Source organism: Stenotrophomonas maltophilia group sp. msm4, from assembly GCF_032025605.1.
Taxonomy (GTDB): Bacteria; Pseudomonadota; Gammaproteobacteria; order Xanthomonadales; family Xanthomonadaceae; genus Stenotrophomonas; species Stenotrophomonas sepilia.
Genome location: NZ_JAVSKK010000003.1, coordinates 582633 through 608594, shown reverse-complemented (window position 1 = coordinate 608594; position 25962 = coordinate 582633). Strand labels below are relative to the sequence as shown.

Annotated in this window: 29 protein-coding genes and 2 tRNA genes; 14 read left to right on the top strand and 17 right to left on the bottom strand. The window is 66.6% G+C overall.

Going from position 1 to position 25962, the window contains the following annotated elements:
- Window positions 1–2235, top strand: a complete 2235-nt coding sequence (locus tag ROV93_RS17070) for an ATP-binding protein (RefSeq protein WP_072168913.1) — start codon at window positions 1–3, stop codon at window positions 2233–2235.
- 1 nt (window position 2236) lies between these two features.
- On the opposite strand, the gene bfr is transcribed toward ROV93_RS17070, so the two are convergent.
- From bfr to ROV93_RS17055, 3 genes are all read right to left on the bottom strand, one after another.
- Entirely contained in the window at window positions 2237–2707 is a 471-nt protein-coding gene (bfr, locus tag ROV93_RS17065) for a bacterioferritin (protein ID WP_005419804.1), read from the bottom strand.
- Between the two features lie 142 nt (window positions 2708–2849).
- Window positions 2850–3059, bottom strand: a complete 210-nt coding sequence (locus ROV93_RS17060; RefSeq protein ID WP_005411309.1) for a bacterioferritin-associated ferredoxin — start codon at window positions 3057–3059, stop codon at window positions 2850–2852.
- A 203-nt stretch (window positions 3060–3262) separates the two neighbouring features.
- Window positions 3263–3886, bottom strand: coding sequence for an RNA pyrophosphohydrolase (locus ROV93_RS17055; RefSeq protein ID WP_005419809.1), 624 nt, complete (start codon window positions 3884–3886; stop codon window positions 3263–3265).
- A 121-nt stretch (window positions 3887–4007) separates the two neighbouring features.
- Between ROV93_RS17055 and ROV93_RS17050 the strand changes: the two genes are divergently transcribed.
- Both ROV93_RS17050 and ROV93_RS17045 read left to right on the top strand, forming a co-directional pair.
- Window positions 4008–4084: transfer RNA gene (locus tag ROV93_RS17050), tRNA-Met, on the top strand.
- A 55-nt stretch (window positions 4085–4139) separates the two neighbouring features.
- Window positions 4140–4214: transfer RNA gene (locus ROV93_RS17045), tRNA-Gln, on the top strand.
- A gap of 325 nt (window positions 4215–4539) precedes the next feature.
- On the opposite strand, the gene rpsI is transcribed toward ROV93_RS17045, so the two are convergent.
- Both rpsI and rplM read right to left on the bottom strand, forming a co-directional pair.
- Complete coding sequence (rpsI, locus tag ROV93_RS17040) at window positions 4540–4932, bottom strand: 30S ribosomal protein S9 (protein ID WP_005411311.1); 393 nt, start codon at window positions 4930–4932, stop codon at window positions 4540–4542.
- 2 nt (window positions 4933–4934) lie between these two features.
- Entirely contained in the window at window positions 4935–5363 is a 429-nt protein-coding gene (gene rplM, locus ROV93_RS17035; protein ID WP_005414692.1) for a 50S ribosomal protein L13, read from the bottom strand.
- A gap of 196 nt (window positions 5364–5559) precedes the next feature.
- On the opposite strand from rplM, the gene coq7 reads away from it, so the two are divergent.
- On the top strand, window positions 5560–6204 hold the full coding sequence (gene coq7, locus ROV93_RS17030) for a 2-polyprenyl-3-methyl-6-methoxy-1,4-benzoquinone monooxygenase (protein ID WP_072168912.1): 645 nt from the start codon (window positions 5560–5562) through the stop codon (window positions 6202–6204).
- 82 nt (window positions 6205–6286) lie between these two features.
- Here coq7 and sugE read toward each other — a convergent pair whose 3' ends face one another.
- The gene (sugE, locus tag ROV93_RS17025) at window positions 6287–6607 is read right to left on the bottom strand and encodes a quaternary ammonium compound efflux SMR transporter SugE (protein ID WP_005419816.1); all 321 of its coding nucleotides are present in this window, start codon (window positions 6605–6607) and stop codon (window positions 6287–6289) included.
- Between the two features lie 168 nt (window positions 6608–6775).
- Complete coding sequence (gene speD, locus ROV93_RS17020) at window positions 6776–7570, bottom strand: adenosylmethionine decarboxylase (RefSeq protein ID WP_312540416.1); 795 nt, start codon at window positions 7568–7570, stop codon at window positions 6776–6778.
- Window positions 7571–7719: 149 nt separating this feature from the next.
- On the opposite strand from speD, the gene crp reads away from it, so the two are divergent.
- The gene (crp, locus tag ROV93_RS17015; RefSeq protein ID WP_010482649.1) at window positions 7720–8409 is read left to right on the top strand and encodes a cAMP-activated global transcriptional regulator CRP; all 690 of its coding nucleotides are present in this window, start codon (window positions 7720–7722) and stop codon (window positions 8407–8409) included.
- Between the two features lie 135 nt (window positions 8410–8544).
- Window positions 8545–9306, top strand: coding sequence for a sulfite exporter TauE/SafE family protein (locus ROV93_RS17010; protein ID WP_072168911.1), 762 nt, complete (start codon window positions 8545–8547; stop codon window positions 9304–9306).
- A gap of 97 nt (window positions 9307–9403) precedes the next feature.
- Here ROV93_RS17010 and ROV93_RS17005 read toward each other — a convergent pair whose 3' ends face one another.
- The 10 genes from ROV93_RS17005 to ROV93_RS16960 form a co-directional block, all read right to left on the bottom strand.
- Window positions 9404–10120, bottom strand: a complete 717-nt coding sequence (locus ROV93_RS17005) for a haloacid dehalogenase-like hydrolase (RefSeq protein WP_005419826.1) — start codon at window positions 10118–10120, stop codon at window positions 9404–9406.
- Window positions 10117–10911, bottom strand: a complete 795-nt coding sequence (trpC, locus tag ROV93_RS17000; protein ID WP_005419828.1) for an indole-3-glycerol phosphate synthase TrpC — start codon at window positions 10909–10911, stop codon at window positions 10117–10119. The genes ROV93_RS17005 and trpC overlap by 4 nt, the downstream gene beginning before the upstream one ends.
- Window positions 10912–10985: 74 nt before the next feature.
- Entirely contained in the window at window positions 10986–12017 is a 1032-nt protein-coding gene (gene trpD, locus ROV93_RS16995) for an anthranilate phosphoribosyltransferase (RefSeq protein WP_049443905.1), read from the bottom strand.
- Window positions 12018–12033: 16 nt separating this feature from the next.
- A complete protein-coding gene (locus ROV93_RS16990; RefSeq protein ID WP_065178878.1) occupies window positions 12034–12621 on the bottom strand; it encodes an aminodeoxychorismate/anthranilate synthase component II in 588 nt (195 codons plus the stop codon).
- 2 nt (window positions 12622–12623) lie between these two features.
- The gene (locus ROV93_RS16985; protein ID WP_065197061.1) at window positions 12624–13403 is read right to left on the bottom strand and encodes an SIMPL domain-containing protein; all 780 of its coding nucleotides are present in this window, start codon (window positions 13401–13403) and stop codon (window positions 12624–12626) included.
- Between the two features lie 67 nt (window positions 13404–13470).
- The gene (trpE, locus tag ROV93_RS16980; RefSeq protein WP_012481441.1) at window positions 13471–14946 is read right to left on the bottom strand and encodes an anthranilate synthase component I; all 1476 of its coding nucleotides are present in this window, start codon (window positions 14944–14946) and stop codon (window positions 13471–13473) included.
- Window positions 14947–15146: 200 nt separating this feature from the next.
- Window positions 15147–16082 (bottom strand): lipid kinase YegS, encoded by a 936-nt coding sequence (gene yegS / locus ROV93_RS16975; RefSeq protein WP_072168910.1) that lies wholly within the window; start codon window positions 16080–16082, stop codon window positions 15147–15149.
- Between the two features lie 256 nt (window positions 16083–16338).
- Window positions 16339–16821 (bottom strand): GNAT family N-acetyltransferase, encoded by a 483-nt coding sequence (locus tag ROV93_RS16970; RefSeq protein ID WP_180890749.1) that lies wholly within the window; start codon window positions 16819–16821, stop codon window positions 16339–16341.
- A 12-nt stretch (window positions 16822–16833) separates the two neighbouring features.
- Window positions 16834–17511, bottom strand: a complete 678-nt coding sequence (gene rpe / locus ROV93_RS16965) for a ribulose-phosphate 3-epimerase (protein WP_072168909.1) — start codon at window positions 17509–17511, stop codon at window positions 16834–16836.
- Between the two features lie 30 nt (window positions 17512–17541).
- On the bottom strand, window positions 17542–17871 hold the full coding sequence (locus ROV93_RS16960) for a DnaJ domain-containing protein (protein WP_008265098.1): 330 nt from the start codon (window positions 17869–17871) through the stop codon (window positions 17542–17544).
- Window positions 17872–18015: 144 nt separating this feature from the next.
- On the opposite strand from ROV93_RS16960, the gene ROV93_RS16955 reads away from it, so the two are divergent.
- The 8 genes from ROV93_RS16955 to ROV93_RS16920 all read left to right on the top strand — a co-directional run bounded on the left by ROV93_RS16955 (window position 18016) and on the right by ROV93_RS16920 (window position 25881).
- Complete coding sequence (locus ROV93_RS16955) at window positions 18016–18942, top strand: phosphoribosylaminoimidazolesuccinocarboxamide synthase (protein WP_032954595.1); 927 nt, start codon at window positions 18016–18018, stop codon at window positions 18940–18942.
- 199 nt (window positions 18943–19141) lie between these two features.
- Entirely contained in the window at window positions 19142–19627 is a 486-nt protein-coding gene (locus ROV93_RS16950; protein WP_072168908.1) for an Mpo1-like protein, read from the top strand.
- Window positions 19628–19958: 331 nt separating this feature from the next.
- Window positions 19959–22787 (top strand): monovalent cation/H+ antiporter subunit A, encoded by a 2829-nt coding sequence (locus ROV93_RS16945; protein WP_312540413.1) that lies wholly within the window; start codon window positions 19959–19961, stop codon window positions 22785–22787.
- Window positions 22787–23179: a Na+/H+ antiporter subunit C gene (locus ROV93_RS16940; protein WP_072168906.1), complete on the top strand. Its 393-nt coding sequence runs from the start codon at window positions 22787–22789 to the stop codon at window positions 23177–23179. Before ROV93_RS16945 ends, ROV93_RS16940 begins: the two co-directional genes overlap by 1 nt.
- A complete protein-coding gene (locus ROV93_RS16935) occupies window positions 23176–24711 on the top strand; it encodes a monovalent cation/H+ antiporter subunit D (RefSeq protein WP_072168905.1) in 1536 nt (511 codons plus the stop codon). The genes ROV93_RS16940 and ROV93_RS16935 overlap by 4 nt, the downstream gene beginning before the upstream one ends.
- Window positions 24708–25214: a Na+/H+ antiporter subunit E gene (locus ROV93_RS16930; protein ID WP_005419867.1), complete on the top strand. Its 507-nt coding sequence runs from the start codon at window positions 24708–24710 to the stop codon at window positions 25212–25214. The genes ROV93_RS16935 and ROV93_RS16930 overlap by 4 nt, the downstream gene beginning before the upstream one ends.
- A complete protein-coding gene (locus tag ROV93_RS16925) occupies window positions 25211–25495 on the top strand; it encodes a K+/H+ antiporter subunit F (RefSeq protein WP_005411334.1) in 285 nt (94 codons plus the stop codon). Before ROV93_RS16930 ends, ROV93_RS16925 begins: the two co-directional genes overlap by 4 nt.
- Window positions 25492–25881 carry a Na+/H+ antiporter subunit G gene (locus tag ROV93_RS16920; protein WP_005419868.1) on the top strand — a complete coding sequence of 130 codons (390 nt, stop codon included), beginning with the start codon at window positions 25492–25494 and terminating at the stop codon, window positions 25879–25881. The genes ROV93_RS16925 and ROV93_RS16920 overlap by 4 nt, the downstream gene beginning before the upstream one ends.
- Window positions 25882–25962 lie beyond the last annotated feature (81 nt).

Genomic DNA, 25962 nt, shown 5'->3' with positions numbered 1-25962 from the left:
GTGCCGCTGTGGGGCGTGCTGCTGGTTGCCCTCGCCGCGGCCACCATCGCGCTGATGGTGCTGGGCCTGCGGCTTCGTGCGCGCGACCGTGCGCTGGCGCAGCTGCAGCGCACGCACGGCGCGCTGGCCGCTGAACGGGACCAGCTACGCCATACCACTGAACGCCAGGGCCAGCTGGAACAACAGCTGCTGCAGGCCAAGCAGGCCGCCGAGGCGGCCGTGCTTGCCAAGGGCGAGTTTCTGGCCACGATGAGCCACGAGATCCGCACCCCGCTCAATGGCATCCTGCCGATGCTGGAGCTGATCGCACGCGGGCCACTGGGCGAGGACCAGCGGCAGATGCTGGCCACCGCCTCGGCCAGCTCGCAGCAGCTGCTGCGCATCGTCGACGACATCCTCGACTACTCCCGGCTGGAAGCACAGGCGCTGGAGCTGGAAATCACCAGCTTCAACCTGCGCGATCTGCTCGACGGCGTGGTGCAGCTGATGCAGCGCGCCGCCGACGCCAAGGGCCTGGCACTGGGCCTGCAGCTGGATCCATCGGTGCGCCTGCCGGTGCGCGGCGACCCGGTGCGCCTGCGCCAGGTGCTGAGCAACCTGCTGGCCAATGCGATCAAGTTCACCGCCCGCGGCCAGGTGCAGCTGCGTGTGCTGCGCCTGGGCGAAGGTGCCGCGCAGCACCAGCTGCGCTTCGAGATCATCGATACCGGCATCGGCATCGACGACGCGCTGCAGGCACGCCTGTTCCAGTCTTTCAGCCAGGCCGACGCATCCACCACGCGCATCTACGGCGGCACCGGCCTGGGCCTGGCCATCTGCAAGCGCATCATCGACCTGATGCACGGGCGTATTGGTGTGCAGTCCACGCCCGGCCAGGGTGCTACGTTCTGGTTCGAGATCCCGCTGCTGAAGGTTCCTGGCGACCTGCCGGCGATGACGCGCGCGCCGGCACCGCTGCTGCTGTTCAGTGCCGATGCAACGCTGCAGGCACGCATCGAGCGCATCGCTGCCCACCATGGACTGCAGGTGCAGGTGCTGGCGCAACTGGACAGCGTGGTCGAGCGCCTGCGCGCTCCGGCGCGGCCCGGAAAACCGGCACCCGCCTGGCTGCTGGTCGATGCGCGCGCACGCCGCAACGGCGAGGCCACGCTGCAGCTCGCACTGGGGGAACGCGGCGACGACGATGCACTGCAGGTACTGTGGCTGCAGGAGGATGCGATTGCGCAACGCCCCCGCCAGCGCCAGCTGCCCTCCCACTTCGACGACGCCACCCTGCATGCACTGCTGGCGGCACCGGTCGCCTCTGCCCGCCCCGCTGCGCTGCTGGCCAGCGCGGAACACGAGCAACCGGCTGCCACGCTGCCGCCGCTGCATCTGCGCGTGCTGGTGGTGGAGGACAATACGGTGAACCGGATGGTGGCCGAGCAGCTGCTGCGGGTGTTCCAGTGCGAGGTGCGCAACGCCGCCGATGGCGAACAGGCCTTGGCCGCCCTCCGCGAAGGCGGGCTGGACATCGTGCTGATGGATTGCCAGATGCCGGTGCTGGACGGCTACGCCGCCACGCGCCGCTGGCGCGCCGAAGAAGCGGAAACCGGGCGTGCGCGACTGCCGATCATCGCGATGACCGCCAATGCGATGGCCGGCGACCGCGAGCGCTGCCTGCAGGCCGGCATGGACGATTACCTGTCCAAGCCGATCGCGCGCGCAACGCTGCATGCGCTGCTGCAGCGCTGGGGTGGCGGTAAAGCGGCATCACCTGCACGGCCTTCTGTAGAGCCGGGCCATGCCCGGCTGACGGCCAATTGCAGTCGCACGCCATCAGCCGAGCATGGCCCGGCTCTACAGAATCCGGAAAAGCAGGTGGCGCCAGCACCACAACCGGTGCTCGACCGCGATGTGCTGGATGAACTGCATGCGGTGATCGGCGATGCTGCCACCCAGATCGTCACGGTATTTCTTGAAGATGCGCCGGCGATGGTGCAGCAGTTGCAGCTGGCCGCGCGGAACAGCGATGAACCGCGCATGCAGGCCGTCGCGCACAGCCTGAAATCATCAAGCGCGAACGTGGGGGCGTTGTCGCTGTCGGCGATCGCGCAGCGGATCGAGCACGAGACCCGTAGTGGCAGCCTGCAGCGCCCCGCAGTGGCGGTAGCGCTGCTGGTTGCGGAATTCGCCCGGGCGCGCGTTGCACTGACGGGCTACCTGGCACAGCATCGCGCTGGCCAGGTCCGCTGATTCACTCTTCCAGCTTGCTCAGCAGGTACTTCGGCTCGCCGATGCGCTCGATCAGGTCGAGCTGGGTTTCCAGCCAGTCGATGTGTTCTTCCTCCGAGTCGAGGATCTTCACGAACAGCTGGCGGCTGACATAGTCGCCAACCGAATCGGAATAGGCCACCGCCTCGCGCAGGGTGACCACGCCATCGCGTTCCAGCGACAGGTCGCACTGCAGGATTTCGGTGGGGTTCTCGCCGATGCGCAGCTTGCCCAGCGCCTGGAAGTTCGGCAGGCCTTCGAGGAACAGGATGCGGTCGGCGAGCATGTCGGCATGCTTCATCTCGTCGATCGATTCCTTGTACTCGTGTTCGGCCAGTTCCTTGATGCCCCAGTTCTTCAGCATCTTGGCGTGCAGGAAGTACTGGTTGATCGCGGTCAGCTCGTTGTAGAGGACCTTGTTGAGGAATTCGATGACCTTGGTGTCGCCCTTCATGGGGATGCTCCTGCACGCTGAAAACGCAGGCACTGTAACGCCTTGCGTGCGGTGGTGAAGGAACGCGAATCGTGCGCATTGGCCTGCGCGGTTGCAGGTGAAGGACGCGAAAGCGCGGCGTCAACAGGCCGCGAGGAAACGATCAGGCGACCTGGGCGAGGCCCAATACCGGCAGCGGCAGATCGTGCGTCGCGCGTGCCTTGGCCAGCAGGTCGCCGGCCATGTCCAGGCACGAACCGCAGGTGGCACCGCAACCGGTACGCATGGTCAGTTCCGCCACCGTGCTGACGCCATGGCTGGCGGCTTCGCGGATCTGGTGGTCGGTGACTCCGTTGCAGATGCAGACGTACACAGGCGGGGACCGGGCTGACAGGCCAGAAGCGGCCTGTTGCGTATTCCAATGGAAACGAGAATGGTTGTCAATCAGAGACCTGAACCATTCTCGATACCGTTCAGAGTCGGATTGACCGGCCCGGCGGGCAGCCAGGTCCTGCTGGAAACAGCCGGGGGGGACGCGTTGTGACGAATCGGCCCACAGCCTGCGTGGCCTCCCATTCAAACCGCCCCGGACTCCCCCTTGGCCTTGCGCGGCCAGTAGCCGCCGCGCTTGGGCGTGCGCTTCCGGGGCCTGTCGTGGCCGGCTGCGTGGCCCGGCATCCAGGCCTCGGCGGCACTCTTGGGCATGGCGCTGACGCCCTGCCCGGCCACCCCACGCGCCAACGGCGCCAGGTGTCGCAGCGCGCGCGCATAGACGCCACGCTTGAACATCACCACGTGCTCCACCGGGTACCAGAAGTCCACCCACCGCCAGTGGTCGAACTCGGGCGAGTCGGTATGGTCCAGCTGCACATGCGATTCATCGCCGGTCAGGCGCAGCAGGAACCAGACCTGCTTCTGCCCGATGCAGACCTGCCGCTCATTGCGGCGGATGGCCCGTGCCGGCAGCTTGTAGCGCAGCCAGCCGGGCGTCGCCCCGAGCACTTCCACGTGCTCAGGCAGCAGGCCGGTCTCTTCCTGCAGTTCACGATACATGGCCTCGACAGGCGTCTCGTCGGTGTTCATGCCACCCTGCGGGAACTGCCAGCCGTCCCGGCGCACGCGTCGTGCCCAGAACACCTGGCCGTCCTGCCGCATCAGCACGATGCCGACGTTCGGTCGATAGCCGTCCGGATCGATCACGATGCGGACTCCTAAGAAAATCTACTGGTCGGGACTATCCCATGCCCTCTGTCGGCCCACAAGCGCGGCACAAAAGTGTTGACAGGGCCGATACACATCCGCAGAATAGCGAGCTCACCAAGGCTATGTAGCTCAGCCGGTTAGAGCACAGCACTCATAATGCTGGGGTCGGTGGTTCGAGTCCACCCATAGCCACCACGCTGAAAATCAAGTTGTTTTTCAGTGTGAAAAGTGAGAAAATAGTTGCACGTTTTGCCCCGTCGCCAAGCGGTAAGGCACCTGACTCTGACTCAGGCATTCGGTGGTTCGAATCCATCCGGGGCAGCCAAATTAAAAGCAAAAGGCCAGATCGAAAGATCTGGCCTTTTGCTTTTGATTTGGTCGCGCATTCCACCTTATCCCCGCGCCTGTCGGCGCGCCCCCCTTGAACAACAAGGGGGCTCTTCTCCAGAGAGAGGCCCGGGGTCGGATCCTTTTCCCAAGGAAAGGGCTCTGACCCCACCCCTTCCGAGATGCGAAACCATGGGTAGTGCCGGCCGCTGGCCGGCAACCCGGAAATGCATCCCCCCCGAAACGACAAAAGCCCGGCCGAAGCCGGGCTTTTGCTTTCCCATCCAGCGGGCTCCTGAAGGAGCCCAACCAGGCGCGGTAGATCAGCGCTTGGAGAACTGGGTGGCGCGGCGGGCCTTGTGCAGACCAACCTTCTTACGCTCGACTTCACGGGCGTCACGGGTCATGAAGCCAGCCTTGCGCAGCTCGGACTTCAGGGTTTCGTCGTACTCGACCAGAGCACGGGCGATGCCCAGACGGATCGCACCGGCCTGGCCGGTGGTGCCGCCGCCAGCGGCGGTGACCAGGATGTCAAAGCTTTCGGTGTTCTTGGTCAGCTCGAGCGGCTGGCGCACGATCATGCGCGCGGTCTCACGACCAAAGAACTCGTCCAGCGGACGACCGTTGACGGTGATGTTGCCCGAACCCTTGCGCAGGAACACGCGAGCGGTGGAGGACTTGCGGCGGCCAGTGCCGTAGTTTTGAGTGATAGCCATGATTAGATATCCAGAACCTGCGGCTGCTGTGCGGCGTGCGGATGCTCAGTGCCGGCGTAGACCTTGAGCTTGCGGTACATCTGGCGACCCAGCGGGCCCTTCGGCAGCATGCCCTTGACGGCGATCTCGATCACGCGCTCCGGGTGGCGCTCCAGCGCCTGGGCCAGGGACTCGGTCTTCAGGTTGCCGATGTAACCGGTGAAACGGTGATACATCTTGTCCTGCAGCTTCTTGCCGGTGACGGCAATCTTTTCTGCATTGATGACGACCAGGTAGTCGCCGGTATCAACGTGCGGGGTGTAGACCGGCTTGTGCTTGCCACGCAGACGGCGGGCCAGCTCGGTGGCGAGACGGCCCAGGGTCTTGCCCTCGGCGTCGACGAGGTACCAGTCGCGCTGGACGGTCTCGTTCTTGGCAGTGAAAGTGCTCATGAAGAACTCTATGTTAGGTCGGGCTCATTGCGGCGAACGGCTCGCCGGAACTCTGCCACGCGTTGTGAAAGGTGAAGCGTAAGAGGCGGGATTGTACGCAGGTCAAGCCCCCGGTGCAAGCCGGCCATGTCCCGGGTTGGCAGGGGGCCGGAGCCGGGGGAGAATCGAGGGGTCTTCCGTCCCACCGCGTACCGCCATGACCGTGCTCCGCCAGACCACACCGCTGGACCACCTGCTGACCGAAGCGCAGCGCGCCTTGGACACGGTGTTCGGCAACCCGCCGGCGGCCCGCCCCTACCCGGCCGCGGACACCAGCGAGCCGGGCATGGACAACGCTGAACGCCGCCACGCGGCCGGGCTGATGCGGATCAACCACGTCGGCGAAGTCTGCGCACAGGGCCTGTATTTCGGCCAGGCCGCCGTGGCCCGCGACCCTGCCACGCGTGAACACCTGCTGGAAGCGGCCCAGGAAGAGACCGACCACCTGGCGTGGTGCGCCACCCGGCTGGGCGAGCTGGGCAGCCGCCCGAGCCTGTTCAACCCGTTGTGGTACGCCGGCAGCTACACCATCGGCACCCTGGCCGGGCTGCGCGGCGACGGCTGGAACCTCGGTTTCGTGGTCGAAACCGAGCGCCAGGTGGAAGCCCATCTGGACGAGCACCTGGTCGACCTGCCGGCCGGCGACCTGCGCAGCCGTGCGGTCATCCAGGTGATGAAGGAAGACGAAGCCCGCCATGCGGAGCACGCCGAGCAGGCCGGCGCACGCCGCCTGCCGTTCCCGATCCCGGGCGTGATGGCGCTGGCCTCCAGGGTGATGAAGACCATCGCCTACCGCATTTGAAGGGTCGCCCGCACCAACGGGGGGGGCCTACCAGGAGGTGCGGGGGGCGACGGTGGGGCCCGACCGTTGGTCGGGCCATCCATCAGTTGGGCGACACCAGCTTCAGGCCGATCACGCCGGCCACGATCAGGCCCACGCAGGCCAGGCGGGCCGGCGACGCACTGTCATTGAACAGGTAGATGCCGAGCACAGCCACGCCCATGGCACCGATGCCGGTCCAGATCGCATAGGCGGTGCCGACCGGGATGCTCTTCATCGCCTGGCTCATCAGGTACAGGCTGATCAGGGCCGATACCACCGTGGCAACGGTGGGCAGGGGTTTGCTGAAGCCTTCGGAGTACTTCATTCCGAGGGCGAAACCGATCTCGAACAGGCCGGCCAGCAGCAGGTAGATCCAGGGCATGGGTGGGGGCTCCTTACCTTTCTTGAGAAAAACGAAACGGCCCGGTGTTTTCACACCGGGCCGTGGGTCGGTACATCACCGTGGAACTGTAACGTGTGTGGGGCACTGGTTCCACGGGGCGGGTCGTCCCGCCTGGGTGGCGATGCCTGCGGGCATCGCACATGGGACTTACTCGGACAGGTTCCGGCCGTGGAACAGCTCTTCGATCTCGCGCTTGAGCAGCGCTTCGATCTTCATGCGTTCCTTGAACGACAGGTTCTTGGCCTTTTCCTCGAACAGGTACTGGTCCAGGTCGAAGTCCTTCAGGTGCATCTTCGTGTGGAAGATGTTCTCCTGGTAGACGTTGACGTCGAACATCTCGTAACGCGACTTGATGTTCTTGGCCAGGAAGTTCTGGATCGAGTTGATCTTGTGGTCGATGAAGTGCTTCTTGCCCTTCACATCGCGGGTGAAGCCACGGACGCGGTAGTCCATGATCACGATGTCCGACTCGAGGCTCTCGATCAGGTAGTTCAGGGCCTTCAGCGGGGAAATGACGCCACAGGTGGCCACGTCGATGTCCGCGCGGAACGTGGCGATACCTTCCTGTGGATGGGTTTCCGGGTAGGTATGGACCGTGATGTGGCTCTTGTCCATGTGCGCGACCACGGCGTCGGAGATCAGCTCCTTGCCGGCCAGCTTCTTGTCGATCACCGGTTCTTCGGAGATCAGGATGGTCACCGAGGCACCCTGCGGATCGTAGTCCTGGCGGGACACGTTCAGGATGTTGGCGCCGATGATCTCGGCGACATCGGTCAAGATCTGAGTCAGCCTGTCGGCGTTGTACTCTTCATCGATGTATTCAATGTAACGCTGACGCTCCTCTTCGGTGCGCGCGTAACACACGTCATAGATGTTGAAGCTCAGCGCCTTGGTGAGGTTGTTGAAACCCTGCAGCCTCAGGCGAGGCAACGGCTTGACCACGGCGGTCGATTCCTGTGTAAGAAGGGAAAGGGGGAATTATGGGGCAAACTGCCCCCGGGGGGAACGTGAAGACGCAAGAGTTCTGGCACACTGTTTGCCCTTAACAATTGCGCTGGTTAAGCTCCGCTATCGACCCCGTGAATCCGTTCATGCGCAGAGGGAGCGCTCCTATCGTGTCAACCGTGCGCCTAGCTAGCAGTCCACTGGCCCTGGATATCGCCACAATCGATCGTTTCCTGGCGCACAGCCACAGGCGGCGATATCCCACCCGTACCGACGTCTTCCGGCCCGGAGACCCGGCGGGAACCCTGTATTACGTCATCAGCGGCTCGGTTTCGATCATGGCCGAGGAAGATGACGATCGCGAGCTTGTGCTGGGCTACTTCGGTGCCGGCGAGTTCGTCGGCGAGATGGGCCTGTTCGTCGAATCGGACCGCCGCGAGGTGATCCTGCGGACCCGTACCGCCTGCGAGCTGGCTGAAATCAGCTACGAGCGCCTGCATCAGCTGTTCCTCGGCCCGCTGTCGGCCGATGCCCCGCGCCTGCTGTATGCGCTGGGCCAGCAGATTTCCAAGCGCCTGCTCGACACCAGCCGCAAGGCCAGCCGCCTGGCATTCCTGGACGTTACCGACCGGATCGTGCGCACCCTGCACGACCTGGCGCAGGAACCGGAGGCGATGAGCCACCCGCAGGGCAGCCAGCTGCGCGTCTCGCGACAGGAACTGGCGCGACTGGTCGGCTGCTCGCGCGAAATGGCCGGCCGCGTGTTGAAGAAGCTGCAGACCGACGGCCTGCTGCATGCCCGCGGCAAGACCGTGGTGCTGTACGGCACCCGTTGATTGCAAGGCAACCCAACGCTGCCGGAGCCATCCTGTAGAGCCGAGCCGACGCTCGGCTGCGGTACGTCAAAGGCAGCCGCGCAAGGGCTCGGCTCTACACGGCCCCTGCGCGGCCCGCTGAGCTAGGCTCGGTACATGGAGCTGAGCAGCGAATTCTGGTGGTTCATCCTCATCGGCCTCGGCGCACAGCTGGTGGACGGTGCATTGGGCATGGCCTTCGGCCTGGTGTCCTCGTCGGTGATGCTCAGCATGGGCCTGCCCCCGGCACAGGTCAGCGCCAGCATCCACACCGCTGAAGTGTTCACCACTGGCGCCTCGGGGGTGTCGCACCTCGCAGCCGGAAATGTCGATAAACGCCTGTTCGTGCGCCTGGCCCTGCCCGGCGCAGTGGGCGGTGCCGTGGGCGCGTACGTGCTCACGCAGCTCCCGGGCGAGATCATCCGGCCACTGATCTACCTGTACCTGCTGGTGCTGGCGATCATCATCCTGGCCCGCGCCGCTGGGCGCTTTATGCCCAAGGGCGAGATCCGCCGGGTGCCGGTGCTGGGCTTCTTCGCCGGCCTGCTCGACGCCAGCGGCGGCGGTGGCTGGGGGCCGATCGCGACGTCCACCCTGCTCGCCCGCGGCGGCCAGGCGCGCACCACCATCGGAACAGTCAACGCAGCCGAGTTCGTGGTCACGTTGACGGTGTCAGCGACCTTCCTGTTGTCGATGGGCGTGCAGCATCTGCAGATCGTCGCCGGCCTGCTGATCGGCGGCATGATGGCCGCGCCGGTGGCGGCGATCCTGGTCAAGCGGGTGAAGGAGCGCTGGGTGCTGGTGGCCGTCGGCGTGCTGGTGCTGGGCATCAGCCTGTTCCAGATCGGGCATGCGGTGTACGGGCACCTCTACCGCTGAAGCATCCCCTGTAGAGCCGAGCCATGCTCGGCTGAGGACACACGGATCCCGCAACGAAGAGCAGCCGAGCATGGCTCGGCTCTACAACAGGCGCGGGTCAGGCCTTGTCGCCGCCGCGATCCACGCATCCCCAGTTGAGGATGCGGGTGCCGGCCGGCAGCACGCGGCGGAAAAACGCCACCCGCCCCGGCTTCGGGTTCACCACCACCGGCGCCTTGGCCGCCAGCAGCAGCGGCAGGTCGGCGGTGCTGTCGGAGTAGGCGATATCGATGTCGCCATAGCCGCGTTCGCGCAGCATGCGCATCTTCTCTTCGTTGTGGCAGTGCCGGGTCGGGCCAACACCGCCCAGCCGCGGGCCGACCTCGGTACCGATCACCGGTACGTCCTGATGGGCGACGAAGGCCAGGATCGCGCGGGCCAGCTCCGGCGGCGCGCCGGTGGCAACCACCACGCGATCGCCCTTGGCGCGGTGCGCGGCGAACACCTCCAGCGCCTGCGGCAGCAGCTTGGCGCGCATCTGCGCCTGGTTGCGCAGCACGTAGGCGTCGATCACCTTGTTGAAATCGCGCGCACGGTGCAGGCCGAAGCTGCCGATCCACACATAGACCGAGATGCCCGCGCGACGGGTCGGCAGCATCGCCACCATCGGCCCGGCAATCGGCGTGACCAGCAGCGCCGCCAGCATGCGCAACGGGTTGCGCTTGATCAGCGAGGCGAACAGGTGGGTACCCGAATCGCCGTCGTAGAGGGTGTGGTCGAAGTCGAAGACCACCAGCGGCGCATCCTCGCGCGGCGTCGGATAGTGCGTTGTCATGTTGCGAAGAATAGCTGACGCAGGCCCTCGCCCGGCTCTTCCACGCGCATGAAGGCCTCGCCGACCAGGAAGGCATGGATGCCTGCATCGCGCATCAGCGCCACGTCCTGCGGGCCGAGGATGCCGCTCTCGGTGACCAGCAGGCGGTCACGCGGCACCGCCTGCTGCATGTCCAGCGTGGTCTGCAGCGACACCTCGAAGGTGCGCAGGTTGCGGTTGTTGATGCCGATCATCGGCGCCGGCACCTGCAGCGCGCGCTCCAGCTCGTCGATGTCGTGCACTTCCACCAGCACGTCCATGCCCAGCGACAGCGCCAGTTCCGACAGCGTGGCCAGCTGGGTGTCGTCCAGCGCGGCGACGATCAGCAGGATGCAGTCGGCGCCCAGCACGCGCGCCTCGTACACCTGGTAGGCGTCGATCACGAAGTCCTTGCGCAGCACCGGCAGCGTGCAGGCTTCACGGGCCTGCTGCAGGTAGGTATCGGCGCCCTGGAAGAAGTCCACGTCGGTCAGCACCGACAGGCAGCTGGCACCACCGAACTCGTAGCTGACCGCGATATCGGCCGGTCGGAAATCGGGGCGGATGACGCCCTTGGACGGGCTGGCCTTCTTCACCTCGGCAATCACCGCCGGGTCGCCGTTGGCCACGGCCGCCTGCAACGCGCGTACGAAGCCACGTACCGGCGGGGCGCTGGCCACGGCGGCCTGCAGCTCCTCGAGCGGGCGCTGGGCGCGGCGCTGGGCCACTTCTTCGGCCTTGCGGGCCAGGATCGTCTGCAGGATGTCGCTCATCGTCTTCGATTCGGTGCGGGGGCGCTGAGGACGGCCATTATCGGCCATCGACGGGGTCAGGCTGAACCGCGCGCTCAGGCAACCAGCGCGCGGGTGGTCTCCACATACTGTTGCAGGCGCTGGCGGGCGCTGCCATTGGCGATGGCAGCACGGGCACGGGCCAGGCCATCACCGATGTCGCTGGCCACGCCGGCCACGTACAGCGCGGCGCCGGCATTGAGCGCGACGATGTCCAGCGCCGGGCCGGGCTCGTTGTCCAGCACCGCGCGCAGCATCTGGATGGACTGCTCCGGGCTGTCCACGCGCAGGTTGCGGCTGGCCGACATGGCGATGCCGAAGTCCTCCGGGTGGATCTCGTACTCGCGCACCTTGCCGTCGCGCAACTCGCCCACCAGGGTGCCGGCGCCGAGCGAGATCTCATCCATGTTGTCGCGGCCCCAGACCACCATGGCGCGCTCGGTGCCCAGCTCGCGCAGCACGCGCGCCTGGATACCCACCAGATCAGGATGGAACACGCCCATCAGCACCGACGGCGCGCTGGCGGGGTTGGTCAGCGGACCAAGGATGTTGAAGATGGTGCGCACGCCCATCTCGCGGCGGACCGGCGCGACGACCTTCATCGACGGATGATGGATCGGCGCGAACATGAAGCCGATGCCGGTCTGCTCGATGGCAGCGGCCACCTGCGCTGGCTGCAGCTCGATGGCCGCGCCCAGCGCCTCGACCGCATCGGCGCTGCCGGACTTGGACGACACGCTGCGGTTGCCGTGCTTGGCCACGCGCGCACCGGCCGCAGCCGCCACGAACATCGCGCAGGTGGAGATGTTGAAGGTGTGCGAGCCATCGCCACCGGTGCCGACGATGTCGACCAGGTGGGTGCTGTCGGCCACCGGCACCGCCAGCGCGAATTCGCGCATGACCGTGGCGGCGGCGGCGATCTCGTCGATGGTCTCCTTCTTCACCCGCAGGCCGGTGAGGATGGCGGCGGTCATCATCGGCGACACGTCGCCGCGCATGATCTGCCGCATCAGGTCGACCATCTCGTCGAAGAAGATCTCGCGGTGCTCGATGGTGCGTTGCAGGGCTTCCTGGGGGGAGAAGCTCATGGGAATGCTCCTTGGATCAGGCCGCCGGGCGCTGCAGGAAATTGCGCAGCAGGGCGTGGCCGTGTTCGGTGAGGATGGATTCGGGGTGGAACTGCACGCCTTCCACCGGGAACTGGCGGTGGCGCAGGCCCATGATCTCTTCGATCGAGCCGTCCTCGTTCTCGGTCCAGGCGGTCACTTCCAGGCAGTCCGGCAGACTGTTCTTGTCCACCACCAGCGAGTGGTAGCGGGTGGCCTGGTAGCGGTCCGGCAGGCCGGCGAACACGCCCTTGCCTTCGTGGCGGATCGGCGAGGTCTTGCCGTGCATGATGTTGCCGGCGCGGATCACGGTGCCGCCGTAGACCTGGCCGATGCCCTGGTGGCCCAGGCACACGCCGAGGATCGGCGTGGTCGGGCCCAGCCGCTGGATCAGCTCCAGCGACACGCCCGCTTCGTTGGGCGTGCACGGGCCGGGTGAGATGACGATGCGCTCGGGCTTCTGCGCGACGATCTCGTCCACGCTCATTGCATCGTTGCGCACCACCTTCACTTCAGCGCCCAGCGTCTGCAGGTACTGCACGAGGTTGTAGGTGAAGCTGTCGTAGTTGTCGATCATCCACAACATGGTCAGGTTCCGTCGCTTATCAGGAAAATGGCGTACACGTTTTCGGTGTAGGTGATGGGGCCGGCTTCGACCGACTCGGGCAGGCGGGAGCCCGTGGTCTCGATGCTGTTCATCGGTGCCTCGGGCGCGGGCGGCGAAGGCGGCGTCACCAGATCCCCACTGCTCGGCCAACTGCCGGCCTGGATGCCATAGGCAAAGTTCGGCGCTACGTCGGAAATGCTGTACAGGCCGCGCAGCCGGGTGCCGTAGGCCTTGGCCAGGCCCTGCGCGGACTCGCGGGTCCGGGCCGCCGCCTCACCCTTGAGTTCGCGGCGCAGCGCCACTTCACCCGAATAGGTTGGCGCCAGGCTGCTCACCTGTACGTTCTCGTCGGCCTTCAACGCACCCAGCACATCCTGCATCGCCTTCACGCTGGCGAAGCTCGCACGCAGCTGGCGCGATACGCGGGTACCGATGAAGACCTGCCGGTTCTGCTCATAGCGCGTCGCCGGGCCGATCCGCAGGTTGTCCGCACGCACGCTGCCGTCCACCGCCTTGTGCTGCTTGAACAGCGCCAGCGCGCGCGCCACGTTGTCCTGCACGCGGCGGCGCGCGGCGTCGGCGTCCATGTCGGTCTCTTCGATGTTCAACTGCAGGCCGAACCGGTCCGGCATCACCACCCGACGCGCCTCGCCCTTCACCAGCAGGTGCGGCTGCGACGGAATGGTATTGGCCTGCGCCCACGCAGACGGGGCCATCGTGGCCAGCAGCGACGACCACAGCAATGCGCTCAGCAGCTTCATGCGGTACTCCTTGTCTTCAACGGGAACAGCGGAAGATGCCGCGGCGCAGGCCACGGCACGGGGAGCGTCACAGGCCCTTGGCGGCCTGGGCGACGGCGCGGAACAGCGCACGGCCCTTGTTCATCGTCTCGTCCCATTCCTTGTCCGGGTCCGAGTCGTAGACGATGCCGGCGCCGGCCTGCACGTACAGGCGGCCATCCTTGATGACCGCAGTGCGGATCGCGATCGCGGTATCGGCATCGCCGTGCCAGCCGATGTAGCCGATGCTGCCGGCGTAGACGTTGCGCTTGATCGGTTCCAGCTCGCGGATCACTTCCAGCGCGCGGATCTTCGGCGCGCCACTGACCGTGCCGGCCGGGAACGTGGCACGCAGCACGTCGGCGTAGCTCAGGCCCGGCTGCAGCTGCCCGGTCACTTCGCTGACGATGTGCATGACATGGCTGTAGCGTTCGATCACGAACTGCTCGCCCACTTCCACGGTGCCGGCCTTCGAGACACGGCCGGCATCGTTGCGGCCGAGGTCGATCAGCATCAGGTGCTCGGCGCGTTCCTTCGGATCGGCCAGCAGCTCGGCTTCCAGTGCCAGGTCCAGCTCGGGCGTGGCGCCACGCGGGCGGGTGCCGGCGATCGGGCGCACGGTGACTTCGCCATCCTGAAGGCGTACCAGGATCTCCGGCGAGGAACCGACCACCTGCAGGTCGCCGACATCGAGGAAATACATGTACGGCGAGGGATTCAACGCGCGCAGCGCGCGGTACACATCCACCGGGCGCGCCTTGAACGGCACGCTCAGGCGCTGGCTGAGCACCACCTGGAAGATGTCACCGGCGCGGATGTATTCCTTGCTGCGCTGGACCGCATCGACGAAGCCTTCGCGGGTGAAGCCGGAGACGAAATCCGATTCGTCCAGCACGTCGCTGTTGAGCGGTGCCGGATAGCCGGCGCCCGGTGCACGCAGCTTCGCAGTCAGTGCGTCCAGGCGCGCCTGCGCCTGTTCGAAGGCACCGTCGACACGCGGGTCGGCGTGCACGATCAGGTACAGCCGGCCCTTGAGATTGTCGAATACCGCCAGCTCGTTGGAGTCCAGCAGCAGGATGTCCGGCGTGCCCAGCTCATCACGGCCGGCCGGCGGGGCCAGGCGCGGCTCGATGTAGCCGATGCACTCGAAGCCAAACCAGCCGACCAGGCCGCCGGTGAAGCCCGGCAGGCCTTCCAGCTTGGGCACCGAGTGGGCGCTGCGCAGCGCCTCGACTTCGGCGAAGGGATCGGCTACCTCGCGGGTGTCCACCACCTGGCCGTCTTCGCGCACGGTCAGCGTATGGCCGTGGAAGGCATACACGCGGCGCGCCGGCAGGCCGATGATCGAGTAACGACCAAAGCGCTCGCCGCCTTCGACGGATTCAAACAGGTAGGTATTGGGGCCGTCGGCGAGCTTCAGATAGACCGAAAGCGGCGTGTCCAGGTCGGACAGCACTTCGCGGACGACGGGAATGTGGGTGTGGCCTTCAGCGGCCTGCTGCTGAAACTGAGCGTGCGAGTTCAAGACGACTTTCCTTCCGGGACACAGCGTTATGGGGGCGGACGACGGCAACGGGCCACCATCGCCACCAACGGCGTGCGGAAGAAAGAGTATGCGGGGTCGTCAGGCTGGACACCCCTTGACTGTATCGCAGCTTGCGCGGCAGGGGAACCCTGGGAAACTGAACCACCGGACGCCCGCAGTGGCCACGGGGACCGATGACTCTACCCCTGCCCGTCCAGCAACGGGCATCCGGTCGGCAGATGCATCCGCACCCTGCCCGGCACGCACTCGACGCGAAAGCGACGGGCCTGCACCGGTTCGCCGTCCAGGTTGAGCGTCAACGGACGCTCGGATTCCACCTGCAGCCACGGCAACCGCGCCCGTGTGGCCAGCTGTTCCAGTGCGGCCTGGGTACCGGACTTCAGCATCTGGCCGAGGGTGGCGGTGACCTCCCCTTCCAGTTCCGGAAGCACGGTCACATCCAGCAGTCCATCATCGATCAGTGCCTGCGGGCACAGCTGCTGGCCGCCACCGGCCTGGCGCCCGTTGCCGATGCCCAGCGCGATGAAGTCACCTTCCCAGGCGAAGTCCGGGCCGGACAGCCGCGCGGCGATCGGCTCGATGCGGCCCAGCTTGGCGATGCCGGTGATCACGTAGGCCAGCCCACCGAGCATCTTCTTCAAGCCGGCATCGGTCTCCACCGTCACCTGCGTGCCGAAGCCACCACTGGCGAGGTTGGCGCACCACCAGGGCGTGCCATCGGCATCCACGCGCAACAGGTCGATGGGCCGTGCCGGCACCTGGCCGATCAGCGCGAGGGCATCGCCGGGCTCGGTGGGAATGCCTGCCGACGTGGCGAAGTCGTTGGCGGTCCCCATCGGAATCAACGCCAGCGAAGGCAGCGCTTCTGCCGGTTCCTCACGATGGGCCAGCGTCTCGGCCACCGCGCTGAGCGTGCCATCGCCACCGGCCGCCACGATCACGTCCACGCCATGATGGATGGCCTCGGCAACGTAGCGTTCAGCGTCACCGTCTTCCCAGGTCACCCGCACCTCCAGCTGCACGCCCTGCCCGCGCCAATGGCCCACGGCGTCGCGCAACTCTTCGTTGCCTGCGGATTTGCCATTGAGGATCAGGCGCCAGCGCGGGGTGGTCATGCGGTACTTCCAGGTCAGGGCGGCACAGGCTAGCAATGCACTGTTTGCCCGCAGTGAATGTCACGCAGGTGTCATTCAGCTGCTGGAGAATGGAAGGCCATAGCAGGGACGACGGATGGAGGCAGGATCAGCCTCCCACGCATGCAGCGAGGCCACGCCAGTGATTGGCGTGGCTTTTTTTTTGGGGGGGGGGGACGCAGGGAGTGCGAACCAAGGTTCGCACCCACCGGGTTGCGGTTCGCACCCACCACACGCCTCACCCGTTGGCGAAATCGTGCAGCGCCTGCCCCTGCAGCCGGTACACGGTCCACTCGTCCTGCGGTTTGGCACCGGCGGCGGTGTAGAACTCGATGGCCGGAGTGTTCCAGTCCAGCACCGACCATTCGAAACGGCCGCAGCCTTCGGCCACGGCCTGGCGTGCGATGTACTTCAGCAACGCTTTGCCGGCACCGGCACCGCGCTTTTCCTGGCTGACGTACAGGTCTTCCAGGTAGATGCCCGTGCGGCCCAGCCAGGTGGAGTAGTTGTAGAAGTACACCGCATAGCCGATGGCCTCGCCGTCGGCCTCGCAGATCAGCGCGCGGGCGGTGGCATCGGCGCCGAACAGGCTCTCGGCGATGCCGATCTCATCGGTCTGCACCGAATGCTCGGCCTTCTCGTAGATCGCCAGCTCGCGGATGAAATGCAGGATCAGGCCAGCATCGGCCACGGTGGCCGGGCGAATGTTCAACACGGCCACCGTACTCGTGGCTCAGCCCCGTGCCGCAGCGACGTTGGCGCGCATCTGCGCGATCACGTCCTGGTAGCTGGTCCTGGCGTTGAAAATGGCCGAACCGGCAACGAAGGTGTCGGCGCCGGCGGCGGCGATCTCACCGATGTTGTCGGCCTTCACGCCACCGTCGATCTCCAGGCGGATGTCCTTGCCGCTGGCATCGATCATCTTGCGCACCACCTTCAGCTTGTCCAGCGCCGAGGGGATGAAGGCCTGGCCGCCGAAGCCCGGGTTGACCGACATCAGCAGCACCAGGTCCAGGTCATCCAGCACCCAGTCGAGGATGTCCACCGGTGTGGCCGGATTGAGCACGATGCCCGGCTTGCAGCCCAGCGAGCGGATCAGCTGGATGGTGCGGTGCACGTGCCGGCTCGCCTCCGGGTGGAAGCTGATGTAGGTGGCACCGGCCTCGGCGAAGTCCGGGATGATGCGGTCCACCGGCTCGACCATCAGGTGCACGTCGATCGGCGCGGTGACGCCGTGCTTGCGCAGGGCCTGGCAGACCATCGGGCCGATGGTCAGGTTCGGCACGTAGTGGTTGTCCATCACGTCGAAGTGGACCCAGTCCGCACCGGCAGCGAGGACGTTGTCGACTTCCTCGCCGAGGCGGGCGAAGTTGGCGGACAGGATGGAGGGGGCGATGAGGCAGTGGGACATGGCCGGGCCTTGCAACGAGGGGAAAGTGGGTCAGCGCTTGCGCAGGGTCTTGATGCGGTCGTAGGCGGCATTGATCCGCCGCGACTTCTGCTCGGCCTGCTGCTGCAGCTCGGGGGCGGCGCCGCCAAGCTTGTCGGGGTGGTACTGCGAGATCAGCTTGCGGTAGGCGCGCTCGATCTCGGCATCGGTGGCCTCGGAGGTCAGCCCCAGCTCCCGGTACGGGTTCTCCTTGTTCAGGCGGAACCAGTCCGAATCGAAGGCGTGGCCAATCAGCAGGCCGACCACCGCGCCGAACAGCGGATTGGGCCGGAACAGCAGGGCGCCGGCGATGAATCCGAGCAGTTTTCCGTACCAGCGCATGGCGCTCCGGGGTCGACCGACGAAATGGACGCTCATTTTACGTCACAGCGGGCCCGGACGGCTTTACACTAGGCCGCCCGCTGGTCAGCGGGCCCGCCGGGTCCGTTGGGCAGCAGCCGTATCGACAACGCCCCAGGAGTGCCCGTGCCAACCACGCTGTTGCAATCCGATCTCCCCGGCCTGCCCTTGCGCCATCGCGGCAAGGTGCGTGATGTGTTCGATATCCCGCGCGAGCGGCTGCCAGCCGGAACCCCGCCGGGCGACTACCTGCTGATGGTGGCCACCGATCGCCTGTCGGCGTTCGACGTGGTCCTGCCCGACCCGATCCCGGGCAAGGGCGAGATGCTCTGCCAGGTCTCCAACTTCTGGTTTGCCAAGACCGCGCACCTGATGCCCAACCACCTGACCGGCATCGACGTGGCCAGCGTGCTGCCCGAAGGCGTGGACCCGGCGCTGTACGCCAAGCGCGCGGTGGTCACCCGCAAGCTGAAGCCGGTGCCGGTGGAAGCGATCGCCCGCGGCTACCTGATCGGCAGCGGCTGGAAGGATTACCAGCGCACCGGCAAGGTCAGCGGCATCGACCTGCCCGACGGCCTGCGCCAGGCCGAACAGCTGCCCGAGCCGATCTTCACACCCTCGACCAAGGCCGCGGTCGGCGACCATGACGAGAACATCGATTTCGACGCGATGGTGAAGCAGGTCGGTGCGGAACTGGCCGAGCGGGTGCGCGACGCCACCCTGCGCATCTACAAGTTCGCCGCCGATTACGCCCGCGAGCGCGGCATCATACTGGCCGACACCAAGTTCGAGTTCGGTACCGACGCCGATGGCCGGCTGTACATCATGGACGAGATGCTGACGCCGGATTCCTCGCGTTACTGGCCGGCCGACGAGTACGAAGTGGGCACCAGCCCGCCGAGCTATGACAAGCAGTTCGTGCGCGATTACCTGGAGACGCTGGACTGGGGCAAGACCGCCCCGGGTCCGAACATCCCGGCCGACATCATCGAGCGCACCCGCGCCAAGTACGCCGAGGCGCTGCAGCGCCTAGCCGGGATCAGCGTCGACTGATCCGCCTGCGCCCCTGGCCGGAAAGGCGGGGGGCGCGTTCGGTAGTGCCGGCCGCTGGCCGGCGCTTCGGTGAACCTGCAACCAGGCATGGCCTGGTCCTGGTAGTGCCGGCCGCTGGCCGGCGACGTCGCGAACTCGGCTATGCTCTGGTTTGCCGGCCAGCGGCCGGCACTACCGTTGTCCGAGGAAGCGACGCAGCATGCAGACATCCACCGAGCTTGCGCGGCCGATCGACCGCTATTTCGCCAGCTACTCCGACGACCACCGCAACGTGATCAACCAGCGCATCCACGTGGTGGCGGTGCCGGCGATCCTGTGGTCGGTGGTGGCCCTGCTGTGGTGCCTGCCGCCGCTGATCACCTGGTTCCAGTACGGCATCTGGTCGGCGTTCGCGATGTTCAGCGCCTGGTGCTTCTACAACAAGCTGTCGCGCCCCCTGGGCATCGGCATGCTCGTCCAGTTCTTCGTATTCGGCTGCCTGTGCCGCCTGCTGGAGGCCGAGATCGGCCTGCAGGGGCTGCGCTGGCTGGCGGTAGGGGTGTTCGTGGTGGCCTGGATCGCGCAGTTCATCGGCCACACGTTCGAGGGCCGCAAGCCCAGCTTCCTGACCGACCTGACCTACCTGCTGATCGGCCCGGCCTGGGTGATGGCCAAGTTCTATCGCAAGCTCGACTGGCGCTACTGATCGCCGGCGGCCGACAGCGGCTGTCGTTTCCTGAACGGGCGAATTCCATCACCCACACTCCACGGCGGCCCTGCCAGCCTGCGCCGGTGACTCGCTCCCCGCTTCCCGTCCGTTGACGGCAGCCCCTGTGCGACAGGGCCTGCGGTCTCCCTGCGTGGGCGTAGGGTGTCCCCCGAGGGCAACCGGGAGGGACCGCAGGAACGTGATGTTGCGCCGCGGAAAAAATGAATCAGCGAACGTTACATGCAATTGATCGCTGTTTGATGGGTTTCGGCGACATTTCGCAGCCTGTTATTCTCCCTGACCTGCTCGTGAATCATGGATTCCCTGCATGCTCTCCAGCCTGCCCCTGCTGCTGGCCCTGCCGTTCCTGATGGCAGCGGCTGTTGCGGCCTTCCCCCGTAGTTCGCGCTCGGCTGCTGCCTGGCTGGCGGCACTGGCGCCGTTGGGCGGGCTGGCCATCCTCGGCTGGCTGACCCCGGCGGTGCTCGATGGCCAGGTGGTCCGCACCCTGGTCCCCTGGCTTCCACAGATCGGCCTGGACTTCACCCTGCGCCTGGACGGGCTGGCCTGGATGTTCGCCGGGCTGGTGCTGGGCATCGGCGCCCTGGTGGTGCTGTATGCGCGCTACTACCTGAGCCAGCAGGACAACGCGCACCGCTTCTACTGCTACCTGCTGCTGTTCATGGGCGCGATGCTGGGGATGGTGCTGTCGGGCAACCTGCTGTTGCTGATGATCTTCTGGGAAATGACCAGCATCAGCTCGTTCCTGCTGATCGGCTTCTGGTCGCACCGCCAGGACGCACGCGAAGGCGCGCGCATGGCGCTGGTGATCACCGGCGGCGGCGGCCTGGCCCTGCTCGGTGGCGTGCTGTTGATCGGCCGTATCGTCGGCAGTTTCGACCTGGATGTGGTGCTGGCCGCCGGCGAGCAGATCCGCGCCAGCACGCTGTATCCGTACGCCCTGTTCCTGGTGCTGGCCGGCATCTTCACCAAGAGCGCGCAGTTCCCGTTCCACTTCTGGCTGCCGCACGCGATGGCAGCGCCGACCCCGGTCTCGGCCTACCTGCACTCGGCCACCATGGTGAAGGCCGGCGTGTTCCTGCTGGCGCGGCTGCATCCGGCGCTGGCCGGCAGCGACCTGTTCTTCTATACGGTCAGCGGCATCGGCGCGCTGACCCTGCTGATCGGTGCCTGGAACGCGATCTTCCAGCACGACCTGAAAGGCCTGCTGGCGTACTCGACCATTTCCCACCTGGGCCTGATCACCCTGCTGTTCGGCCTGTCCACGCCGATGGCGGTGGTCGCCGGCGTGTTCCACATCCTCAACCACGCCACCTTCAAGGCCTCGCTGTTCATGGCCGCCGGCATCATCGACCACGAAACCGGCACCCGCGACATGCGCAAACTGGGGGGGCTGCGCAGGCTGATGCCGTTCACCAGCGCGCTGGCGATCATCGCCTCGCTGGCGATGGCCGGGATCCCGCTGCTCAACGGCTTCCTGTCCAAGGAAATGCTGTTCGCCGAAGCGATTACGGCCGGCGGCCCGGGCATCATGCGCACGGCGGTGTCGATCGCTGCGTTGCTGGCAGGCGTGTTCGGCGTGGCGTACAGCCTGCGCTTCGTGCACGACACCTTCTTCGGCACTGGCCCGCACGACCTGGACCGCGTGCCCCACGAGCCGCCGCGCTGGATGAAGGTGCCGGTGGAGCTGCTGGTGGTGATCTGTGTGGCGGTGGGCGTGGCACCCGCACTGACCGTCGCGCCGGTGCTGCACGCCGCTGCGGCCTCGATCCTCGGCACCGCCATGCCCGAATACAGCCTGGCGGTGTGGCACGGCTTCAACCTGCCGCTGGCGATGAGCGCGATCGGCGTGGTCGGTGGCGTGGCGCTGTACTTCGGCCTGCGCAGGCTGATCAACCTGCATGCCGTGACCAATGTCAGCACGGGCCGCAATGTGTTCCACGCCCAGCTGGACGCCGTGTCCGCGCTGGCCATGCGCCTGACCAGCGGCATCGCCAATGGCAGCCTGCAGCGCATGCTGCTGGGCCTGGTGCTGGTGGCGATCGTGGTTGCCGCTGCGCCGTTCGTGGCCAACCCAGCCTCGCCGAACTGGACCGCGCCGCAGCCGATTCCGCTGCTGGGCTGGGTCCTGTGGCTGGTGATGATGGCCTGCGCGGTCGCCACCCTGCGCATCTACAAGCAGCGCCTGCTGGCGGTGCTGCTGGTCGGCGGCGTCGGCCTGATGGTGGCGCTGACCTTCGTGTTCCTGTCCGCGCCCGACCTGGCCCTCACCCAGCTGCTGGTGGAGATGGTGACGCTGGTGCTGATGCTGCTGGGCATGAATTACCTGCCCGCGCAGTCCGGGCCTGAGCGGCCGCGCTGGCGCAAGCGCCGCGACGCGGTGATCGCGATCATCGCCGGTGCCGGGCTTGGCGCGCTGGCCTATTCGGCGATGACCCTGCCGCCGAACACCATGGCCGGCGAGCTGCTCGCCCGCGCGTTGCCCGAGGCCTACGGCCAGAACGTGGTCAACGTGATCCTGGTCGACTTCCGCGGCTTCGATACCTTCGGCGAGATCACCGTGTTCGGCATCGCCGCGCTGGTGGTGCATGCGCTGCTGCGGCGTACGCGGATGGCACCGGAGCAGATCATGCCCGGCCCGCCGATCAAGCTGCCGGTGCCGGCCGACCTGGCGCAGATCATGTTCCCGCTGACCCTGACCGTGTCGATCTTCCTGTTCCTGCGCGGGCACAACGCACCGGGTGGCGGCTTCATCGCCGGCCTGGTATTGGCAGTGCCGCTGCTGATCCAGTACGTGATCCAGGGCACTGCATCGGTGGAGTCGCGCTTCGGCTTCGACTACATCCGCTGCATCGGCATGGGCCTGCTGATCGCCCTGCTCAGCGGCAGCGCCTCGATGCTGTTCGGCGTGCCGTTCCTGACCAGCGGCCATCTCGACCTGCACCTGCCGCTGATCGGCGACGTACCGCTGGCCAGCGCGATCGGCTTTGACATCGGCGTCTATCTGGTGGTGTTCGGCGGTGCCATGCTGATGCTGTCGATGATGGGCACGATCAAGCCGTCGCGAACCCGCACCGCCCGCAAGGGTGAGATCGACCTGCAACGCCGCTCGGCACGCACCGGGGAGATGCACTGATGGAACTGGCCCTGGCTACCGCGATCGGCGTGCTGACCGCCATCGGCATCTACCTGCTGCTGCGTGCGCGCAGCTTCGATGTGATCCTCGGCATGACCTTCCTGTCCTACGCCACCAACCTGCTGATCTTCGCCGGCGGCCGCGTGGTACTGGGCAAGGCGCCGGTGCTGCAGGAAGGCGTGGACAGCCACCTGGGCAACTACACCGACCCGCTGCCACAGGCGCTGGTGCTGACCGCTATCGTGATCGCCTTTGCGATGACCGCGGTGAGCATTGTGCTGGCCATGCGCAGCCGCAGCGACAACCACAGCGACCACGTGGATGCCCACGAGCCGGATGACGACCTGCAGGATGAGCGCGTGCCGCCGCGCCGGGGCGAGGACCGCGCATGAACCACCTGGTGATCCTGCCGATCCTGATTCCGCTGCTGGGTGCGGCGCTGTCGCTGTTCGTCGAACACCGCCGCTATGGCCCCAGGGTGCAGCGGGCGGTGGCCTGGACCGCGCTGTCGGCGCTGGCGCTGGCGGTCGGGCTGCTGTTTGCCACCACGGCCAGTGGTGAAATCAACGTCTACCTGCTTGGCGACTGGCCGTCGCGGCTGGGCATCGCACTGGTGGCCGACCGGCTGTCGGCGTGGATGCTGCTGACCACCCTGCTGCTGGCCATTCCCTGCCTGCTGCACGCCTGCTCGGGCTGGGACCGCCGCGCGCCGCACTTCCATGCGCTGTTCCAGTTCCAGCTGGTCGGCCTCAACGGCGCGTTCCTGACCGGCGACATCTTCAACCTGTTTGTGTTCTTCGAGGTGATGCTGATCGCCTCCTACGGCCTGCTGCTCAGTGGCGGCCGCGGCCTGCGCATGCGCATCGGCCTGCACTACGTGGTGTTCAACGTCACCGCCTCGACCCTGTTCCTGGTCGCGCTGGGCCTGCTGTATGCCTCGCTGGGCTCATTGAACATGGCCGAGCTGTCGCAGCGCATCGCCGAGGTACCGCCGGCACAGCTGACCCTGGTGAAGGCGACCATGGGCCTGTTGCTGCTGGTGTTCTGCGCCAAGGCCGCGCTGATGCCGCTGTACCTGTGGCTGCCGGAAGCCTATTCGCGCGCACCGGCGGCCGTGGCTGCGCTGTTCGCGATCATGACCAAGGTCGGCCTGTACTCGGTGCTGCGCATCCAGATGCTGTGGTTCGGCGACGATGCCGGCGCGATGGCCGGCTATGGCCGCGACTGGATGTTGTGGGCGGGCGTCGCGACGCTGGTGCTGGGCGGCCTCGGCGCACTGGCCGCCACCCGCCTGCGCGTGCTGATCTCCTACCTGGTGATCGTGTCGGCGGCCACGCTGTTCATCGCCTTCTCGGTGGGCACGCCCCAGGTGCTCTCGGCTGGCCTGTACTACCTGCCGCACAGCAGCTTCGTCGCTGCCGCGCTGTTCCTGGTTGCCGATCTGATCCGCCGCCGTCGCGGTAGCGCCAGCGACCGCAAGGAAGTGGTCGCGCCGATGCCGGGCAAGGAGACGCCCGCCGTGTTGTTCCTGATCGGCGCGGTGTCGGTGGCCGGCCTGCCGCCGCTGTCCGGCTTCCTGGCCAAGGCTGCGCTGCTGGCCGGCATGCCGGTGCAGTACACCGCCCCGGTCTGGACCGCTGTGCTGGTCAGCAGCCTGCTGGTGATCATGGGCCTGACCCGGGGGGGCATCCGCCTGTTCTGGCGCGTGCCGCCGGTCGATCCGGAAGCGCCGGTACCGCGCAAGGCGCGGCTGCGCCGGGTCGAGCTGTACGCGGCCTGCATCCTGCTGGCCTACGGCATCGGCATGACCCTGGCCGCAGCACCGCTGATGCGCTACACCGACGCCACCGCCGCGCAGCTGCTGCACCCCAGCGAGTACGTGCAGCAGCTGCGTGCGACTGCACCGGAGATCCGCCAGCCATGACCGCCCAGCGCTCCCTGTTCCGTCGCCTGATTCCGTCGCCGATGCTGAGCATCATGGTGGTGGCGTTCTGGCTGCTGATGTCCGACAGCTTCACCCTCGGCCAGATCGTGCTGGGCCTGCTGCTGGGCGTGGTGGTGCCGCTGTTCGCCGCACGCCTGGACCGCGAGTTCGCCCGCATCGGCACCCTGCGCCCGTTGCCGAAACTGCTGTGCGTGACCCTGTGGGACATCCTGATGTCCAACATCCGTGTCGCCCTGCAGGTACTGGGGCCGGAGAAGAACATCCACCCCGGTTTCATCTGGCTGCCGCTGGACATCGCCAACATCCATGGCATCGCTGCGCTGACCAGCATGATCACGCTGACCCCGGGCACGGTCTCGGCCGCGCTCAGCGACGACCGCAAGTACCTGCTGGTGCACGTGCTGCACCTGGAGGACCCGCAGGACCTGATCGATACGATCAAGCGCCGTTACGAGGCGCCGTTGATGGAGATCTTCCCATGACCGGTTTTGAAGTCATCCAGACCACCCTGGTGGTGTGCATGCACGTGGTCGGCCTGGCGATGCTGCTGGCCACCTGGCGGCTGTTGCGCGGGCCGACCGTGCCCGACCGCATCCTCGCGCTGGACACGCTGTCGGTGACCGCGATCGCTGAGCTGATGCTGTTCGGCATGTACCTCAACTCACCGATCTACTTCGAGGCGGCGCTGATCATCGCCATGCTCGGCTTCGGCAGCACCGTGGTGCTGAGCAAGTTCGTGCTGCGCCGGGACATCGTCGAATGATCACCGCGATCCAGATCGTCCTGTCGATCCTGCTGCTGTTCGGCTGCTTCTTCATCCTGGTCGGCGCACTGGGCCTGGTGAAGCTGTCCACCTTCTTCAAGCGCCTGCACGCACCGACCAAGGCCAGCACGCTGGGCGTGGGCTGCGTGCTGGTGTGCTCGGTGTGCTACCACATCTTCCTCGGCCAGGACCCGCAGCCACGCGAGCTGCTGATCACCGTGTTCCTGTTCATCACCGCACCGATCAGCGCGCACATGATGGCCAAGGCGGCGTTGTCGCTGCTGATGGAGACCCGCCCCAGCCTGCCGGGCAACGAGCCGGCCGCCGAGGAGCAGCTGCCGCCGCCGGAACCGGTGCGGGAAGAAGAAACCACGCAGAACCGGTAGTGCCGGCCGCTGGCCGGCAATGTGACGCCCGGTAGGTGCCGACCGCTGGTCGGCACGAACAGCAGCCGAGCATGGGCTCGG